The sequence below is a fragment of the Jeotgalibaca sp. A122 genome (assembly GCF_052266715.1).
Taxonomy (GTDB): domain Bacteria; phylum Bacillota; class Bacilli; order Lactobacillales; family Aerococcaceae; genus Jeotgalibaca.
The window spans coordinates 167,250-184,586 of the sequence record NZ_JBQPRB010000005.1; the positions used below are offsets into that span (position 1 = coordinate 167,250).

Below are 17,337 nucleotides of genomic sequence, written 5' to 3' on the forward strand. Positions count from 1 at the left end.
ACTCCTGAAAAGGGTTTTGGTCTTTTTCTTTGGTATGGTAAAATTTGAAAGTGAGAAGTACGACTTTAGACTGAGAAGGCTATCAACCTTTTGCATCCATACAATAATTGGTTCATCCAGTATAATTAAGAAAATGACCAGGATGGGAGGGGAAGTAAGTGGGAAAAGGATTAACCAAAATATTTCTGATCATAGAGGGAATGCTTCTTTTATTAACAGCATTTCAATTAGTCCAGGATTGGGAACTATTGGTATTGCTGTTTATCGGAATCGTAATGATAAAAACTAGGAAGAGGCGGGCGGAGAAGAGCGGCATCACACAAATGATCGGCTGGTTTTTTATTGCATTAAGCGTTCTATCGACTTTCACAATCTGGTTGATGCTCGGGGTTGCCATTGTCTTTTTCGTACTTAATGGTGGTAATATTATGGATACCTTGGATTTGGGGACATCATTCGCTGCACCTTGGAAAAAGAAACAGTATTATGGTGTTGAAACGAGAGAACCTGTTAACCGTTCAGGAAAACGTAGAAAGCAGCAGTGGTTTGGTGATACCACTATTGGCAGTTCCGTTTACGAGTGGGATGACATCAACATTTCTGTCTTAATGGGAGATACCATTATCGATCTGGGTAATACTTTGCTACCGGATGCAGAAAATGTCGTGCTAATCCGCAAAGGAATAGGACAAACGCGCGTGATTATCCCTATGGGAGTTGGGATTTCTCTCCAACATTCAGCTATTCAGGGGTTAGCAGTCTTTGACAACGAACCTCATCATCTTTCGAATGAAACAATCACCTTATATAGCAAAAATTACACAACAGCCACGCGAAAAATAAAAATTGTGTCCAATACAATTTTTGGAGATTTCGAGGTGATTTACCTATGAAAAGATTCGCTTTTTTAAAAATCTTTTTCTTGACGTTCCTCGTTCTCACACTCACTGTGGTAGCAACTCTTTTTTCGCTTCGTCCGGTTTTAACTCTGGGGGATCTTTGGACTATACAAAATTTCCATGTTCCCGTTCTTCTTTTAATGGGAACCATCACCTTTTTTCTGTCACTTTTAATTGCTATCCTTATTTATTATTCTTTGTTTAGAACAGAAAAAAGTGTGATAAACAAACTCCACCAACTGAATTTAGGTAACTATAACAAATCGGCCCAGGAAATCGACTTGTTTCAGGGATTGGGCGTGTCTTCAGAAGAAATAAAAGAAGAAATTGAACACTTACGTAAGAAACTCGTCAGTCTATCGCGTGAAGTTCAGGAGTTAAGCAGTATACCCAAAATGGTAGGTAACGAAACGAAGGAAGAAATACTAGAGAATGAGCGTCATCGCATTGCCAGGGAACTACACGACTCCGTTAGTCAGCAATTATTCGCAGCCATGATGATGTTGTCAGCGTTGAACGAACGGGCTGATGCCTTGCCTGAACAAGCTCAAAAATCATTGAAGATAATTGAATCAATAATCAATGAATCACAATCTGAAATGCGAGCGTTGCTCTTACACTTGAGACCCATCAAGTTGGAAGGGAAGACACTGCGTAAAGGGATTGAGCAACTCTTGACCGAGTTGCAATCCAAAGTCCAAATCAAATTGAAATGGGAAATTTCACCCATTGATACGATACCAGGAGTTGAGGATCACCTCTTCCGGATTATCCAGGAACTGGTTTCCAATACACTTCGCCACGCAAAAGCTAAAACATTAGAAGTGCATCTCGTTCAAAGTGAACAGGATATCAATCTGCGGGTTTTTGATGACGGCGTTGGCTTTGATACCAAAGTAAAAAAATCGGGTAATTATGGGCTCATGAATATTCGTGAACGCGTGAGCGGTTTAGGTGGGATATGTAAAATCATTAGCTTCCCTAAACAAGGGACAATCGTAGATATCAGAATCCCGAATACAACGGAAGAATGAGGAGGCAGTCGCAATGATAAATGTACTGATAGTGGATGATCACGAGATGGTACGACTAGGTTACTCAGCATACCTATCGATTCAAGATGATATAAATGTGGTTGGTGAAAGTGAGAATGGCCAAATCGGCTTCGAAATGGCTCTCGAGCTACGCCCGGATGTGATTTTGATGGATTTGGTTATGGAAGTAATGGATGGCATTGAATCAACAAAAGCGATTCTCAGAGAATGGCCGGAAGCTAAAATTATTATCGTGACTTCCTTTATTGACGATGAAAAGGTTTATCCGGCATTAGAAGCAGGTGCAGCAGGCTACATGCTGAAAACATCCTCAGCTCATGAAATAGCAAACGCGATTCGTTCAACATTTAAGGGTGAAAGGGTTCTTGAACCCCAAGTCACCGATAAAATGTTGGAACGACTTACAAAAAAACCTCCCCATTTTCTGCACGAAGATTTGACATCGCGCGAAATGGAAGTGTTATTGTTGATTGCAGAAGGATGTTCAAATCAAGAAATTGCCGATCAACTATTTATAACGTTAAAGACAGTAAAGACGCATGTTTCAAACATTCTTTCGAAGCTTGAAGTTGATGACAGAACGCAAGCGACCATTTATGCCTTTAAACATAATTTAGTAAAATAATACAGAAATAATATGTGTTTCACTTAAAAGGAGTATCGATAGTACAAAGAATTAGCACAGATTCCTAAACCTGTGTTATGATGGACCTATCAAAGGCCTGGAGAGGGGGAGTCGGATTTTCGCTCCGACGCAAACAATCATGAAAATTACAATTGATGAACGTGCACAAAAATGGTTTGAAGAAGAAATTGGTATTCCAGAAGGGGAAGGCATCCGTTTCTTGGGTAAGGTATATGGAAGCAGTCCTATTCACGAAGGATTTTCAATCGGAATAGCTGTTGATAAACCAAAGGATCCTCTAGCTATCACCACCATCAATGGAATTCCTTATTTCATCGATAAAAATGATGATTGGTTCTTCAGTGGATACGACTTGGAAGTTGTTCTGGATGATAACTTAAATGAACCAGAATATATTTATCATGAAACAAAAAAATAATACCAATAAAAAAACAACAAGGAGCAGTGTTCCTTGTTGTTTTTTGGTTCTTGGTTATCTTGTGTTGGTGAAGGCAATGCCCTTCGGCCTGCGTGTTTGCTTGTATACTGCTGTGGGACCGCCCTGAGCCTGTAGTCTCCGGGCTTGCAAACCTCAAAGGGACCGTAGATGCTTCAGCATCTACGGTCCCTACTTTCGCATTGCATCCTTGACACGGCCACAAGCAACCCCACCGTCCTTCGGGATTTCCGCGAAGAATACTTACCCACACCATTTATTATAGAGCCTGTTTTTTTACGGCAAATAATTTAGTTATAGTTAATTAAACCATTTGCCAATTAAATAGAGAGCGAAATGGTTTAATAATGAATAATAAAACCATTTGAGGTAGAAATTTATGACGAAATGGTTTAATAATGAATAATAAGACCATTTCAAGAAAATAATGAGCTTCAAATGGTTTAATTATTGAATAATCCCGCAATCGCCTATCCCCAACACAAAAGATCCCCTCGCAGCGTCACCGCAACGAGGGGATCTTTAATTTTATAGTGGCATAATGACTGGAACAATCATTGGGCGACGTTCTGTTTTTTCATACAGGAACGGTTGAACGGCATCGATGACGGTGTCTTTCAGACGACGCTCATTCATTTTTGCAGTGGAAGCGAGGGCTGCATTGACTTCATGTTTGATAATCCCTTGTGCTTCGCTAATCAAGTCCCCAGATTCACGCATATAGATAAAGCCGCGTGACAATATGTCTGGACCAGCAACAAGCTGGCGAGAATTAAAGTCAACGGTCATGACAACCACAACCAGTCCGTCTTGGGAAAGAATGCGACGATCGCGTAATACGATATTACCAATATCGCCAATTCCTTTTCCATCCACGTAAACATCCATAGCAGGGAAGTCACCGGCCATTCGAGCAGTATCACTTGTTAGTGCGAGAATTTCGCCATTGTCCATGATGAAACAATTTTCACGAGGTACGCCACATAATTCTGCTAATCCTGCATGGATTTTCAACATCCTGAACTCACCGTGAACAGGCATGAAGTATTTAGGTTTCAATAGACGCAACATTAATTTCATTTCTTGTTGGCCACCGTGTCCAGAAGTATGGACATTATTCAATCGACCATGAATAACATGGGCACCAGCTTCAAGTAGTTGGTTAATAACGCGGTTCACACTAGACGTGTTTCCAGGAATAGGTGAACTTGAGAAAATAACCGTGTCAGAAGGCTGGATGGAAATTTGACGGTGAGTGCCATTCGCAATACGGCTTAAAGCTGCCATTGGCTCGCCTTGAGAACCGGTACAAACTATCAGTACTTTATCAGCTGGATATTGGTTTAATTCACGACCATCGATAAAAGTATCGTCGGGGGCGGAAATATAACCTAGTTCCCGAGCAGTTCGAAACGCATTTTCCATGCTTCGACCAAATACGGCAATTTTTCTTCCTGTTTCAATCGCAACTTCGGCAACTTGTTGCAGACGAGAAATGTTTGAAGCAAATGATGCGAAAATAATACGACCTTCAACTTTTTGGATGATATTGGACAGTGATTGACCAACTACTTGCTCAGATTTGGTAAATTCAGGAATTTCAGCGTTCGTACTGTCACTTAGCATCAATAGGACACCTTCGTCTCCGAGTTGGGCTAAACGATGCAAGTCGGCCGGGTTACCGTCAACAGGTGTGAAATCAAATTTGAAATCCCCTGTAAAAACAATATTACCTGGTGGTGTCTTGACGACAATCCCGCGTGTGTCCGGGATACTATGTGTTGTTCGGAAAAAGCTGACGCTGGTTTTACGGAATTTAATGACTGTATCGTCCTTAATTTCATGTAATACCGCATCCCGAAGCAAACCGTGTTCTTCCAGTTTGTTACGGATTAAGGCGAGAGCAATTTCTCCTGCGTATATAGGGATATTCAGTTCTTTCAATAAGAATGGAATCCCCCCGATATGATCCTCATGACCATGTGAGATGAATACGCCTTTAATTTTGTTCTTGTTTTGAACAAGGTATGAATAGTCGGGAATGACATAGTCAATTCCGAGTAAGTCATCTTCAGGGAACATGACGCCTGAGTCAAGAATCAGTAATTCATCTTGATATTGTACGGCATACATATTTTTCCCGATTTCGCCTAAACCCCCTAAGGCAAAAACACCTACTTCATTGTTACGAATGTTAGGTTTCATTGAGGGAACTCCGTAACTTTGAAGTTGGGATTATTTTGTTCATATTCTAAATGTTTACCCTCTAGTGGCTGGATAAATTCTACATTATAGGGGGTGTGTTTATCCAAGATTTTTCTTACTTCAATAAGACTTTCTGCTTCCAAATAAAGAGATTGTGTCGTTTCTCTAGTAGGCACATCTAATTTATTCGTATGGTACGTTACTTTAAATAACATATTTAATCACTCCTGATAGTTCTTTAATTTCGCATTGAAAAAACAACATATTTCCTTACCGGTTCCATTATTGTATTTTCTATACAATTGCTATTCTCAGTTTACCACAATCAGTGGAACTACGCATAGAATTCTGATTAAAATTGTTGAAAACAGTTTTCAAAAAATATTCGTTAACTTAGTGTAGACCTTTTTTGAAACTTTGGATAAACTAGAGGGATAAGTGCAAAAAATTGAACTGGAGGAAAAAAAGTGAGCTTAATATGGCGCTATATTAAACGTTATAAATTTATTTTGCTCTTAAACGTAGTTGGTTCTTTTGGTTTTATTTTTGTTGAACTGGGCCTTCCAACTATGTTGGCAAAATTAATCGATGGGGCTATTGCTGGTGTCGAACGTACATTTATCATGGATACAATTAGAATCATGCTATTATTTACTGTTGCTGGTTTGCTCGGTCGTAGTCTTGTTGCTTATACAACGAGTCGGCTGACTACTAATATGATTGCAGAAATGCGTAATGATATGTACAAAAAAATTCAGACTTTCTCACATGAGGAGTTTGATCGTCTTGGTGTTTCTTCGCTTGTGACGCGGGTAACCAATGATGCCTTCATCTTGATGCAATTCAGTCAGATGGTTTTAAGGATGGGTTTGGCGACATTATTGATGATGTTTGCGAGTTTCTTTATGATTTTTCAAACGAGTCGTCAGTTATCCGTTATTTTGATTCCGGCTTTCCCCGCATTATTGCTATCGGTATTGATTATCGGAAAGAAATCACGTCCTTTATCGGAAGCGCAACAAAAGAATCTGGATAATATTAACCTGACTTTAAGAGAGTCGTTAACAGGTTTGCGTGTTATTCGAGCTTTTGTGCGTGAGAAATTTCAATCTTCCCGCTTCGCGATTGTCAACGAAGCATACAGTACAGTGAGTCGCCGTCTTTTCTATTTGATGGCTTGGACCCAACCTGTTTTTTCTCATGTCATTAACTTGATTATTATTGCTATCGTCCTGTTAGGTTCGCAATTAATCGAAACTGGAGATTTACAACTGGGGAATATGGTTGCTTATGTGGAGTATAGTTTCCATGCACTCTATTCGTTCCTGAACTTTGCGATTGTATTCATGATGTATCCGCGTGCTGCTGTATCAGCTGGTCGAATCCAGGAAGTGTTCGATACCATCAGCTCGATTTCATCCAATGAGGATGGCATTAAAGAGACTGAAACACATGGTTACATTACCTTTGAAAATGTATCTTTCTCCTATCCGGATAACAAAGAAACGCCGGTTATTGAAGACGTGAACTTCTCGTTGGAGCCTGGGCAAACGATAGCCTTTATCGGAAGCACGGGAAGTGGGAAGTCTACCTTGCTACAATTGATTCCGCGATTTTATGATGTTACAAAAGGAAGCATCATAATCGATGGTCATGATGTTCGTGATTATAATTTGAAAGCATTGCGCCAAAAAATTGGTTATATTCCTCAAAAATCACTCTTATTCACGGGGACTATTGCGGATAACCTGCGCTACGGAAAAGTTAACGCAACCGATGTTGAAATGGAAGAAGCTTCAGATATCTCCCAAGCTAAAGATTTTATCCTGGATAAGGCGGAAAAATTTGAGGAGCACTTGGCAGAAGGTGGAAGCAACTTGTCTGGTGGCCAAAAGCAACGTTTGTCGATTGCTCGGGCGGTTGTTCGAAAACCGGACATTTATATTTTCGATGATAGTTTCTCGGCACTGGATTACCAAACGGATAGACGTTTGCGGAATCGTTTGAAAAACGAAACCGGTCGTTCGACTGTCATAATTGTTGCCCAACGAGTCAGCACAATTATGCATGCAGATAAGATTATTGTTTTAAATGAAGGTAAGGTTGTTGCCGAGGGTACGCATAAAGAGCTTCTGAAAACGAGCCAGATCTATTATGATATTGCGGCTTCTCAAATGAGAGAGGAGGAGTTGGCATGAATCAAACAAGAAAGTTAAGTCAATTGCTCCAGTTATGGGACTACCTAAAACCTTATAAGGTTCATTTTATCAGTGCAATCGTATTGACCGTCATCATGTCTGTTCTTAACGTAGCGGAACCGTATATTTTAGGGTTGGCGATTACAGAAATTGGGAATAATATTGCAGCAATGCTCCGTGACAATACGAATACGGGAATCAATTATCCGTACATTTACCGGATTATGCTGATTTACTTCGGGCGAGCACTGGTTTATCAAGCTACGATTTTGTTCTCGCAACGTTTTATGACCAAAGTAGTGCAGTCTGCCATGGAAGATTTACGTGCAGACTTGGATGGGAAATTAAATCGTTTGCCGGTTTCCTTTTTTGACTCGCAATCTTACGGGGACGTGTTAAGTAGGGTGACGAACGATGTCGATGCAGTCTCCAATGCGTTGCAACAGGCACTCTTGCAAATTGTGAACGCAGTTCTGGGAATCCTCTTTGCCGTGACGATGCTGGTTTTAATCAGTTGGAAACTAGCCCTTGTAGCGTTTATAATGATTCCAACTTCTTATTTCCTATCTAAAAAAATTACGGTTATTTCACAACCGTACTTCTCTGGACAAGCGAAATACTTAGGGCAGTTGAATGGTTTTGTTCAAGAAAACTTGTCAGGTTTCTCGGTTGTTAAACTTTATGGCAAGGAAGATGATTCAGTAACTGAATTCGAGACGATTAATAATCAACTTCGCCAAAGTGGTTTTAAGGCTGCTTTTATTTCCGGGTTGATGTCGCCGTTGACTGCTTTAGCTTCAAACCTGGGTTATATTGGGATGGCTGGTTTTGGTATTTTCCAAGTTGTGGCTGGAACGCTTACGATTGGTAATGTCCAGGCTGCTGCGCAATACGTGTGGCAAATTAACCAACCGATTACGATGATTACGCAACTGGCAGGTGTCATCCAATCTGCTGCCGCTGCTACGCAACGTATCTTTGGGTTGATGAACGAAGAAGAAATGAAAGTAGATGATACAAAAACATTGCCTTCAGAAATTAAAGGAGACATCTCTTTTGAAAATGTTTCTTTCAGCTATTCACCGAAGGAACCGCTTGTTCGTGATTTTAACGTAGATGTTAAAAGTGGGGATACAGTTGCAATTGTAGGTCCAACGGGTGCTGGAAAAACAACTATGATAAACTTGTTGATGCGTTTTTACGATGTTGATTCTGGTTCGATTAAACTGGATGGTGAAGACATTCGCTCATATAGTCGCCAAGATTATCGTTCGCAGTTCGGTATGGTCTTGCAGGATGCTTGGTTATACCAAGGGACGATCGCGGATAATATTCGTTTTGGTAAACTGGATGCAACCGATGAAGAAGTACGAAAAGCAGCCGAAGCTGCAAATGTGGACCACTTCATTCAAACGTTGAGTGACGGTTATGATACGGTTATCAATCAAGAGGCTTCCAATATTTCCTTAGGCCAAAAACAGCTGTTGACGATTGCCAGAACCTTTATTGCCGATCCCAAAGTACTCATTTTGGATGAGGCGACCAGTTCAGTAGATACGCGTTTGGAGATGTTGATTCAAAAAGCGATGTCGACCATCATGGAAGGTCGGACTAGTTTCGTCATTGCCCATCGCCTCTCAACGATTAGGGACGCGGACTTGATTCTTGTCATGAATAAAGGTCAAATTATTGAACAAGGTTCCCATGATACTTTAATTGAACAAAAAGGGTTTTATCATGATTTGTATAACAGTCAATTCCAGGAATAAGCATAAAAAAATAGAAGGCTTGGTGAAAACCAAGTCTTCTATTTTTTATCCAAGAATCTTTACATCGTCATCAAGATTTAATGGATTTTCTTTGTTGATGTGGTCATAGAACATAATGCCATTCAAATGATCGATTTCATGTTGAAGGACAATCGCTGGGTATTCCTTGAAGCGCTTCTTGAATGTTTTACCGTTAATATCTTGGTATGTGACAGTAATACGTGTGTGGCGAACCACAAATCCTGGTACATCACGGTCGACAGAAAGACAGCCTTCACCATCTTTTAAACAAATATTTTCCACGGAATGGCTGACAATTTTAGGATTTACCATTACAGCTTTAAGTTCTGGGGGATCATCTTCGTATTCACCTGGAATTAAAACAGCGATCATTCGTTTTGGAATTGCCAATTGCGGTGCAGCTAAGCCTACACCTGCACGTAAACCATATTCTTCCGAAATATTTGGGTCTTGACTATTCTCTAAGAAAGCCATCATCTCATGGGCTAAGGTACGTTCTTCTTCACTAAGTGGAAACGTTAAAGGTTTTGCAACTTCCCGCAACGCAGGATGTCCTTCCCGAACGATATTATCCATCGTAAGCATCGGAAACATCTCTCCTTTTGGATATAAAATATAACAACTTCGTTATCTGTTCTATTTTACTACAATATTTTGAAAAATGCGAAAAAGATTATTGATTGTATATCTTTTTAAAAGAGTGTACAATCTAGAATGAAAATCTAATTAAAAATCATGGATTGATCCATTAAAGGTGGAATTGCAATGACAGCAGCGAAAGAGTATATCGAATCAGTTTATCAAAAAGTTGAGCTAAGAGGCCCGCATCAAAAAGAATTCTTGCAAGCAGTTCGTGAATTTTTCAATACAATCGAACCGGCAATAGAAAATAATCCTGATTACATCAAATGGAATGTGTTGGAGCAAATGGTGGAACCGGAACGGATTATCACGTTTAAAATTCCTTGGATGGATCAAGCTGGTAATGTACAAATAAATAAAGGGTATCGTGTTCAGTTCAACTCGGCAAATGGACCTTATAAAGGGGGCTTGCGCTTCCATCCTACCGTTTCCGAAAGTATTCTGAAGTTCTTGGGATTTGAACAAACCTTCAAAAATAGTTTGACTGGCCTGCCAATCGGAGGCGGGAAAGGCGGATCGGATTTTAATCCCAAAGGAAAGTCAGACGCGGATATTATGCGCTTTTGTCAGTCATTCATGACGGAACTTTATCGTCATATCGGGCCGCAACTAGATGTGCCGGCTGGGGACATCGGCGTAGGTGGTCGTGAAATTGGTTATTTATACGGCCAGTATAAACGGTTGGTGGGCCCTGAAACGGGTGTCTTGACTGGTAAGCCAGTAGTGATGAATGGTAGCTTGGGCCGTACTGAGGCAACCGGTTATGGTCTGGTTTACTACACTGAGGAGATGTTGCAGGCGAATAATAAGTCTTTCTCCGGGCAAAAGGTTATTGTTTCGGGTAGTGGGAATGTCGCGATCTATACGATTGAAAAAGTTCATGAATATGGTGGAACGGTCATAGCTTGTTCCGATTCTAATGGATATATTTATGACGAAAATGGAATCGATGTTGCGCTGTTAAAAGATATCAAAGAAGTTCGTCGTGAACGTTTAACGTCTTATAATAAAGAAGGAAGCCGTTATATTGAAGGTAGCGTATGGGATTTAGAGGTTGCTTATGATATCGCACTTCCATGTGCAACCCAAAATGAAATCGACGGTGAGAAAGCAGAAAAGCTCATTCATAATGGTGCCTATTGTGTCAGTGAAGGAGCAAACATGCCGAGTACATTAGAAGCCGTTGATCTATATATTGAAAATGGTATTTTATACGGACCTGCAAAAGCTGCTAATGCCGGCGGGGTTGCAACCAGTACTTTGGAAATGGCTCAAAATTCTGCTCACGGGCATTGGACGATGGAGCAAGTGGATGAGAAACTGAAACAAATCATGGTGAATATCTTCAAGTCAGTTAATGAAACTTGCCAAGAATATGATTTAGGAAACAACTATCTAGCGGGTGTAAATATTACTTCGTTCGTAAAGATTGCCGATGCAATGATCCATCAAGGAATCGTGTAAATAAAGAGAAGTCAGTCTCAAACCGATGTGAAATCGGATTTGAGACTGACCTTTTTTAGTTATTTGATAAAAAATTTAAAACATGCCCAATCCATCTTCAGAAAGGTTAATATAAATATTTTTAGCTTGCGTATAGGCATTAAGAATCATCTTGTGAGTTTCGCGCCCGATACCTGAATTCTTGTAGCCACCAAATGGCGCACCAGCCTCGAATGAATTGTAAGTATTTACCCATATCCGGCCAGTTCGAATTCCGCGTGCGACTTTCATGGCCGTGTTCAAGTTTGTTGTCCAGACACCACCACCCAATCCATATTCATTATCGTTGGCCATTTCGATAACGTCATCTACATCCTTGAATTTTATGACTGTTCCGACTGGTCCGAAAATTTCTTCTTGTGCTACCCGCATGTCATTGGTCGTTTCTAATAATGTTGGTTTAAAGAAAGCGCCCTTGGACAATTCACCGTCCTTGAAACGTTCGCCACCCGTTAGAATTTTGGCGCCTTCAGCTTTTCCGATTTCGATATATTTTTCAATGGTCTCAATTTGTTTTTCATTCACCTGTGCTCCCATCTGGGTGCTGGAATCAAGGGGGTCACCAACTTTGACCTTCTCAAACGCGTTTGTTACTTTTTCCATAAACGTATCGTAGATTGATTCTTGGACAAAAATACGTGAACCAGCAGAACAGACTTGACCTTGATTAAATAAAATTCCCATCTGTGAACCTTCCAGTGCTAAATCGAGATTTGCATCTGCGAAAAATATATTTGCCGATTTTCCTCCAAGTTCCAGAGTGGAAGGGATGAGGTTCTCGGCAGCTGAAATGCCAATTCCACGTCCGACTTCTGTTGATCCAGTAAAAGCAATCTTATCGATTCCTTTGTGATGTTGCAGATAATCGCCTGATTTAGAACCACGTCCCGTAATAAGATTAAAAACACCTTTGGGTAATACATCATTAAGGATTTTGGCTAATTCCAAAACACTCAATGAAGTGCTTGAAGAAGGACTAAAGACTACCGTATCACCAGCGGCTAAGGCAGGCGCAATTTTCCAGGCTGCCATCAAGAAAGGGAAGTTCCAGGGGACGATTTGAGCTACTACTCCAATTGGTTCGCGAATAATCATGGACATGATATCACTCGTCAACATCTTGACGCTGTCTTCTTCAGAACGAATGACTCCCGCGAAATAACGGAAGTGATCCACAGCCAATGGAATATCGGCGTTCATGGTTTCGCGAATCGGTTTACCGTTATCCAGTGTTTCGATGGTCGCAAACTTTTCTAAATCTGCTTCGATGCGGTCTGCGATCTCTAATAAGAGGGCACTACGTTCTTTAACGGAGGTTTTACTCCATGATTTAAAAGCATCCTGTGCAGCAGTGATGGCAGCATCGACATCGTCATTGGTGGCATCGACTAGAGTAGCTAAAGATTTCCCTGTAGCCGGATTGTAGGAAGTAATCCGATCCGAACCACTACCATTCGTCCATTCACCATTAATGAGTAACTGATACTCTTTATCAAGTAATTTACTTAAATCTACCATTCCAACATTCCTCCTAATATTCTGATTACAATATCACTATAACTTAAAACGGCATTAATTGTAAACGCTTCCGTTCCGTATAAAGGAATGCGTATCCCGAAAATAAGATTAAAATTTTTTAATTTATCGCTTGTGAACGAATGCTCTAACATTTTGTTATACAAAGTATGCAACAGATTGATAGGGTGTTTAATATTCATGATGGAGATTTTTTTTGAAATAATGAAACCAGAGGCACTTTGAAACTGTTTCGATAACAAAGGCGACAACATAACAATTCCTTGAAAATAAAAATAGTACAGGTGCTGAAAATAGGTATAACAGAGTAGGACAGTAAACGCTATTATACGATTGGAGTTAAGTGATAAAAAACAGATTAAATCGCATATAACGATTCGTTCAACTGTGAACAATGGCATTCGTAAAAACGGTTCCATTATTATAGGAGCAACTAAAAACAGTTAAAAAAGATTGTCAATACCTTGCATTAAATGGAGGGCAGTGGTAAATTATTCATGTGAGGTAACAAGATTAATACAGTTTTTTGAAACTGTACAAAAAACTCATCATTATGATGAAATCTCAATTGTAAAGAGAGGAATGTGTTAGCATGGCTACAAAAAAAGAGAAAATTGATATTGACGTATTATTAAATCCGTCAAACACAGATTTTCGCATGGTTCAAATTTTGGATGAGGAAGGTAATGTCGTAAATCCCGATATGATGCCTGACGTTTCTGATGAAGAACTTGTGCAATTCATGTCTGATATGGTTTGGTCAAGAATTTTACACGAACGTTCAACAGCACTAAACCGCCAAGGACGTTTAGGATTCTACGCACCAACAGCTGGTCAAGAAGCGAGTCAACTAGGTTCAATCGCTGCAATCGAAAAAGAAGACGTATTGCTTCCAGGTTATCGTGATGTTCCTCAATTAATTAAACATGGTCTACCTTTATCACAAGCATTCTTGTGGTCAAGAGGGCACGCTGATGGAAACCTATACCCAGAAGATTTGAAAGCTTTGCCACCACAAATTATTATTGGGGCACAATACATTCAAACAGCTGGTGTGGCTTTAGGTCTTAAAAAACGTGGTAAGAAAAACGTTGCTGTAACTTATACAGGTGACGGTGGTTCTTCACAAGGTGACTTCTATGAAGGTATCAACTTTGCTGGTGCATACAAAGCTCCTGCAATCTTCTTTATCCAAAATAACGGCTGGGCTATTTCTACTCCTCGTCACGTACAAACTGCTGCCGTTACATTGGCACAAAAAGCAGTTGCTGCTGGAATCCCAGGTATTCAAGTTGACGGTATGGACTTCTTAGCAGTTTATGCTGTAACTAAAAAAGCGCGTGAATATGCAGTAGCAGGAAACGGTCCTGTACTTATTGAAACAATTACTTACCGTTTCGGACCACATACACTTTCAGGTGATGATCCAACTCGCTACCGTGACAACGATGAGTTAGAAGGATGGCAAGCAAAAGATCCACTAATTCGTATGCGTAAATTCTTGGTTGGAAAAGGTCTATGGACTGAAGAAAAAGAAAACGAAGTAATTGAAGCTGCTAAAGAAGAAATTAAAAATGCAATCACGGAAGCTGACAAAGCTCCTAAACAAAAAGTTTCTTCATTCTTGAAGAACATGTTCGAAGAACCAACACAAGGTATCAAAGAACAAATTGAAATTTTCGAAGCAAAGGAGAATGAATAATCATGGCTCAAATGACTATGATCCAAGCGATTACAGATGCGCTTGCACATGAACTTGAAAGTGATCCAAATGTACTGATTTTTGGTGAAGACGTTGGTAAAAACGGTGGTGTTTTCCGTGCTACTCAAGGTCTACAAGAGAGATTTGGTGAAGACCGTGTATTCGATACTCCTTTAGCTGAATCAGGTATTGGTGGATTAGCAATCGGTCTTGCACTTGAAGGTTACCGTCCAGTTCCAGAAGTTCAATTTTTCGGTTTTGTATTTGAAGTAATGGATTCAATCGTTGCTCAAATGGCTCGTTACCGTTACCGTATGGGTGGTACACGTAATATGCCTATCGTAGTTCGTTCACCATTTGGTGGTGGTGTTCATACACCAGAATTGCACTCTGACAACCTAGAAGGCCTAATGGCACAATCTCCAGGTGTTAAAGTTGTTATTCCATCAAACCCTTACGATGCAAAAGGTCTAATGATCTCAGCTATTCGTGATAACGACCCAGTTATCTACCTAGAGCACATGAAACTTTACCGTTCATTCCGTGACGAAGTTCCAGAAGAGTCATACACTGTTCCAATCGGAAAAGCAGCTATTACTCGCGAAGGTAAAGACGTTTCTGTCATTACTTACGGAGCAATGGTACGTGAAGCAGTTAAAGCTGCTGAAGATTTAGAAAAAGAAGGAATCTCAGTAGAAGTTGTTGACTTACGTACTGTTTCCCCATTAGATGTTGAAACAATTATCGCTTCTGTTGAAAAAACAGGCCGCGTAGTAGTTGTTCAAGAAGCACAACGTCAAGCCGGTGTTGGAGCAATGGTAATGTCAGAAATTTCTGAACGTGCTATTCTTTCTCTAGAAGCGCCAATCGGACGTGTAGCAGCTCCAGATACAGTATTCCCATTTGGTCAAGCAGAAAACGCTTGGTTGCCAAATGCTTCTGATATCGAAGCGAAAATTAAAGAAGTTTACAACTTCTAATTTATTTAATCTGCAGGATAAATACAGTTTATTAAGAACTGTATTTTTCCCTGTTTATTAGAGCAAACAGGTAAAGATACAATCGAAGGGATGATATGATAATGGCTTACAAATTCAAATTGCCTGCATTAGGCGAAGGAATCATGGAAGGCGAAGTTGCTTCATGGCCAGTTAAAGAAGGCGACACAATCAACGAAGATGATACATTAGTTGAAATCCAAAACGACAAATCTGTAGAAGAGATTCCATCTCCAGTTACTGGAACAATCACAAAAATCGTGGTTGCAGAAGGTGAAGTTGCGGTTATCGGTGATGTATTAGTTGAAATCGATGTACCTGGATACGAAGATACAGAAGAGGCAGCACCGAAAGCTGAAGCGGCTCCGGCAGCAGCACCTGCGCCAGCGGCTGAAACAGCAGCACCAGCAGCTTCAGGCGGCGTTTTCCAATTCAAATTGCCAGCACTTGGCGAAGGAATCATGGAAGGCGAAGTTGCTTCATGGCCAGTTAAAGAAGGCGACACAATCAACGAAGATGATACATTAGTTGAAATCCAAAACGACAAATCTGTAGAAGAGATTCCATCTCCAGTTACAGGCAAAATTGTTCGTATTGTAGTTCCTGAAGGTTCCGTTGCAGTGATTGGTGATGTTTTGGTAGAAATCGATGCACCAGGACACAACGACGCAGCAGCAACTGCACCAGCAGCAGAAGCAGCTACTCCTGCAGCAGCTCCAGTATCAGCAGAGGCACCAGCAACTACAGGCGTTCCAGCGGCAGCAGATCCAAACAAACGTGTTTTGGCTATGCCATCTGTTCGTCAATATGCGCGTGAAAAAGGCGTGGATATTACCCAAGTTGCACCATCTGGTAAAGGTGGACGCGTTTTGAAAGCTGATATTGATAACTTTGGTTCTCAAGCACCAGCGGCAGCTCCTGCAGAAAAAGTTGCAGAAACAGCCACAGCACAAGCACCAGCGGCAGCTCCAGCAAAAGAAGCAGCTCCAGCACAACCATACACTTCAAACGTAGGCGAAATGGAAACACGTGTAGCAATGACAGGTATGCGTAAAGCTATTGCTAAAGCAATGGTTAACTCTAAACATACTGCTCCACATGTTACGCACCATGACGAAGTTGAAGTTTCTAAACTATGGGATCACCGTAAGAAATTCAAGGATATTGCTGCAGATAAAGGCACAAAACTTACTTTCTTACCATACGTTGTGAAAGCATTGACTGCTACATTACGTGAATTCCCAATCTTGAACGCTTCTATCGATGATGCAACAAACGAGATTGTTTACAAAAACTACTTTAACATCGGTATCGCAACAGATACAGATGCTGGCTTGTTTGTTCCAAACGTTAAAGATACAAACTCTAAAGGCATGTTCCAAATCGCTGACGAAATCAACGAATTGGCTGCAAAAGCGCATGACGGTAAGTTAAAAGCTGACGAAATGAAAAATGGTTCCATCACTATCAGTAACGTCGGTTCAGTAGGTGGCGGTTGGTTCACACCAGTAATCAATCACCCGGAAGTTGCTATTTTGGGTATCGGGACAATCGCACAACAACCAATCGTGAATGCTGAAGGTGAATTGGCAGTGGGACGCGTACTGAAACTTTCCCTAAGCTATGACCACCGTGCGATTGATGGTGCGACGGCTCAAAAAGCTTTGAACAACATCAAACGTTTGTTAGCTGATCCAGAATTATTATTGATGGAAGGATGATTTAAG

At 40.6% G+C, this 17,337-nt stretch carries 14 protein-coding genes; 10 read left to right on the plus strand and 4 right to left on the minus strand.

Annotated elements, in window-relative coordinates:
- Window positions 1-158 precede the first annotated feature (158 nt).
- The 4 genes from liaF (at window position 159) to ACTU7M_RS07485 (ending at window position 3,018) form a co-directional block, all read left to right on the plus strand.
- Complete coding sequence (liaF, locus tag ACTU7M_RS07470) at window positions 159-893, plus strand: cell wall-active antibiotics response protein LiaF (protein ID WP_443473757.1); 735 nt, start codon at window positions 159-161, stop codon at window positions 891-893.
- Between the two features lie 224 nt (window positions 894-1,117).
- Complete coding sequence (locus ACTU7M_RS07475) at window positions 1,118-1,933, plus strand: sensor histidine kinase (RefSeq protein ID WP_443473758.1); 816 nt, start codon at window positions 1,118-1,120, stop codon at window positions 1,931-1,933.
- Window positions 1,934-1,946: 13 nt separating this feature from the next.
- Window positions 1,947-2,579: a response regulator gene (locus tag ACTU7M_RS07480; protein WP_443473759.1), complete on the plus strand. Its 633-nt coding sequence runs from the start codon at window positions 1,947-1,949 to the stop codon at window positions 2,577-2,579.
- 139 nt (window positions 2,580-2,718) lie between these two features.
- Window positions 2,719-3,018, plus strand: a complete 300-nt coding sequence (locus ACTU7M_RS07485) for a HesB/YadR/YfhF family protein (RefSeq protein WP_443473760.1) — start codon at window positions 2,719-2,721, stop codon at window positions 3,016-3,018.
- 546 nt (window positions 3,019-3,564) lie between these two features.
- Here the strand turns inward: ACTU7M_RS07485 and rnjA are convergent.
- Both rnjA and ACTU7M_RS07495 read right to left on the minus strand, forming a co-directional pair.
- Window positions 3,565-5,241: a ribonuclease J1 gene (gene rnjA, locus ACTU7M_RS07490; RefSeq protein ID WP_443473761.1), complete on the minus strand. Its 1,677-nt coding sequence runs from the start codon at window positions 5,239-5,241 to the stop codon at window positions 3,565-3,567.
- Entirely contained in the window at window positions 5,238-5,456 is a 219-nt protein-coding gene (locus tag ACTU7M_RS07495) for a DNA-dependent RNA polymerase subunit epsilon (protein ID WP_443473762.1), read from the minus strand. The genes rnjA and ACTU7M_RS07495 overlap by 4 nt, the downstream gene beginning before the upstream one ends.
- Before the next feature lie 252 nt (window positions 5,457-5,708).
- Here ACTU7M_RS07495 and ACTU7M_RS07500 point away from each other — a divergent pair, with 252 nt between their 5' ends.
- Together ACTU7M_RS07500 and ACTU7M_RS07505 are read left to right on the plus strand one after the other, a co-directional pair.
- Window positions 5,709-7,439, plus strand: coding sequence for an ABC transporter ATP-binding protein (locus ACTU7M_RS07500; protein ID WP_443473763.1), 1,731 nt, complete (start codon window positions 5,709-5,711; stop codon window positions 7,437-7,439).
- On the plus strand, window positions 7,436-9,208 hold the full coding sequence (locus ACTU7M_RS07505; protein WP_443473764.1) for an ABC transporter ATP-binding protein: 1,773 nt from the start codon (window positions 7,436-7,438) through the stop codon (window positions 9,206-9,208). Before ACTU7M_RS07500 ends, ACTU7M_RS07505 begins: the two co-directional genes overlap by 4 nt.
- A gap of 45 nt (window positions 9,209-9,253) precedes the next feature.
- On the opposite strand, the gene def is transcribed toward ACTU7M_RS07505, so the two are convergent.
- Complete coding sequence (gene def / locus ACTU7M_RS07510; protein ID WP_443473765.1) at window positions 9,254-9,814, minus strand: peptide deformylase; 561 nt, start codon at window positions 9,812-9,814, stop codon at window positions 9,254-9,256.
- Window positions 9,815-9,994: 180 nt separating this feature from the next.
- Here def and gdhA point away from each other — a divergent pair, with 180 nt between their 5' ends.
- Entirely contained in the window at window positions 9,995-11,335 is a 1,341-nt protein-coding gene (gene gdhA / locus ACTU7M_RS07515) for an NADP-specific glutamate dehydrogenase (RefSeq protein ID WP_443473766.1), read from the plus strand.
- Between the two features lie 75 nt (window positions 11,336-11,410).
- Here the strand turns inward: gdhA and ACTU7M_RS07520 are convergent, their stop codons facing one another.
- On the minus strand, window positions 11,411-12,892 hold the full coding sequence (locus ACTU7M_RS07520; protein WP_443473767.1) for an aldehyde dehydrogenase family protein: 1,482 nt from the start codon (window positions 12,890-12,892) through the stop codon (window positions 11,411-11,413).
- A gap of 610 nt (window positions 12,893-13,502) precedes the next feature.
- On the opposite strand from ACTU7M_RS07520, the gene pdhA reads away from it, so the two are divergent.
- The 3 genes from pdhA (at window position 13,503) to ACTU7M_RS07535 (ending at window position 17,331) form a co-directional block, all read left to right on the plus strand.
- Window positions 13,503-14,612: a pyruvate dehydrogenase (acetyl-transferring) E1 component subunit alpha gene (pdhA, locus tag ACTU7M_RS07525; protein ID WP_443473768.1), complete on the plus strand. Its 1,110-nt coding sequence runs from the start codon at window positions 13,503-13,505 to the stop codon at window positions 14,610-14,612.
- A gap of 2 nt (window positions 14,613-14,614) precedes the next feature.
- The gene (locus ACTU7M_RS07530; protein ID WP_443473769.1) at window positions 14,615-15,592 is read left to right on the plus strand and encodes an alpha-ketoacid dehydrogenase subunit beta; all 978 of its coding nucleotides are present in this window, start codon (window positions 14,615-14,617) and stop codon (window positions 15,590-15,592) included.
- A 101-nt stretch (window positions 15,593-15,693) separates the two neighbouring features.
- Window positions 15,694-17,331 carry a dihydrolipoyllysine-residue acetyltransferase gene (locus tag ACTU7M_RS07535; protein WP_443473770.1) on the plus strand — a complete coding sequence of 546 codons (1,638 nt, stop codon included), beginning with the start codon at window positions 15,694-15,696 and terminating at the stop codon, window positions 17,329-17,331.
- Window positions 17,332-17,337: the final 6 nt, after the last annotated feature.

Bases quoted from the DNA above. Each gene is read 5' to 3' on its own strand.
- ACTU7M_RS07480 (WP_443473759.1), top strand. From the start codon at position 1,947: ATGATAAATGTACTGATAGTGGATGATCACGAGATGGTACGACTAGGT.
- ACTU7M_RS07485 (WP_443473760.1), top strand. From the start codon at position 2,719: ATGAAAATTACAATTGATGAACGTGCACAAAAATGGTTTGAAGAAGAA.
- rnjA (WP_443473761.1), bottom strand. From the start codon at position 5,241: ATGAAACCTAACATTCGTAACAATGAAGTAGGTGTTTTTGCCTTAGGG.
- ACTU7M_RS07495 (WP_443473762.1), bottom strand. From the start codon at position 5,456: ATGTTATTTAAAGTAACGTACCATACGAATAAATTAGATGTGCCTACT.
- ACTU7M_RS07505 (WP_443473764.1), top strand. From the start codon at position 7,436: ATGAATCAAACAAGAAAGTTAAGTCAATTGCTCCAGTTATGGGACTAC.
- def (WP_443473765.1), bottom strand. From the start codon at position 9,814: ATGCTTACGATGGATAATATCGTTCGGGAAGGACATCCTGCGTTGCGG.
- gdhA (WP_443473766.1), top strand. From the start codon at position 9,995: ATGACAGCAGCGAAAGAGTATATCGAATCAGTTTATCAAAAAGTTGAG.
- ACTU7M_RS07520 (WP_443473767.1), bottom strand. From the start codon at position 12,892: ATGGTAGATTTAAGTAAATTACTTGATAAAGAGTATCAGTTACTCATT.
- pdhA (WP_443473768.1), top strand. From the start codon at position 13,503: ATGGCTACAAAAAAAGAGAAAATTGATATTGACGTATTATTAAATCCG.
- ACTU7M_RS07530 (WP_443473769.1), top strand. From the start codon at position 14,615: ATGGCTCAAATGACTATGATCCAAGCGATTACAGATGCGCTTGCACAT.
- ACTU7M_RS07535 (WP_443473770.1), top strand. From the start codon at position 15,694: ATGGCTTACAAATTCAAATTGCCTGCATTAGGCGAAGGAATCATGGAA.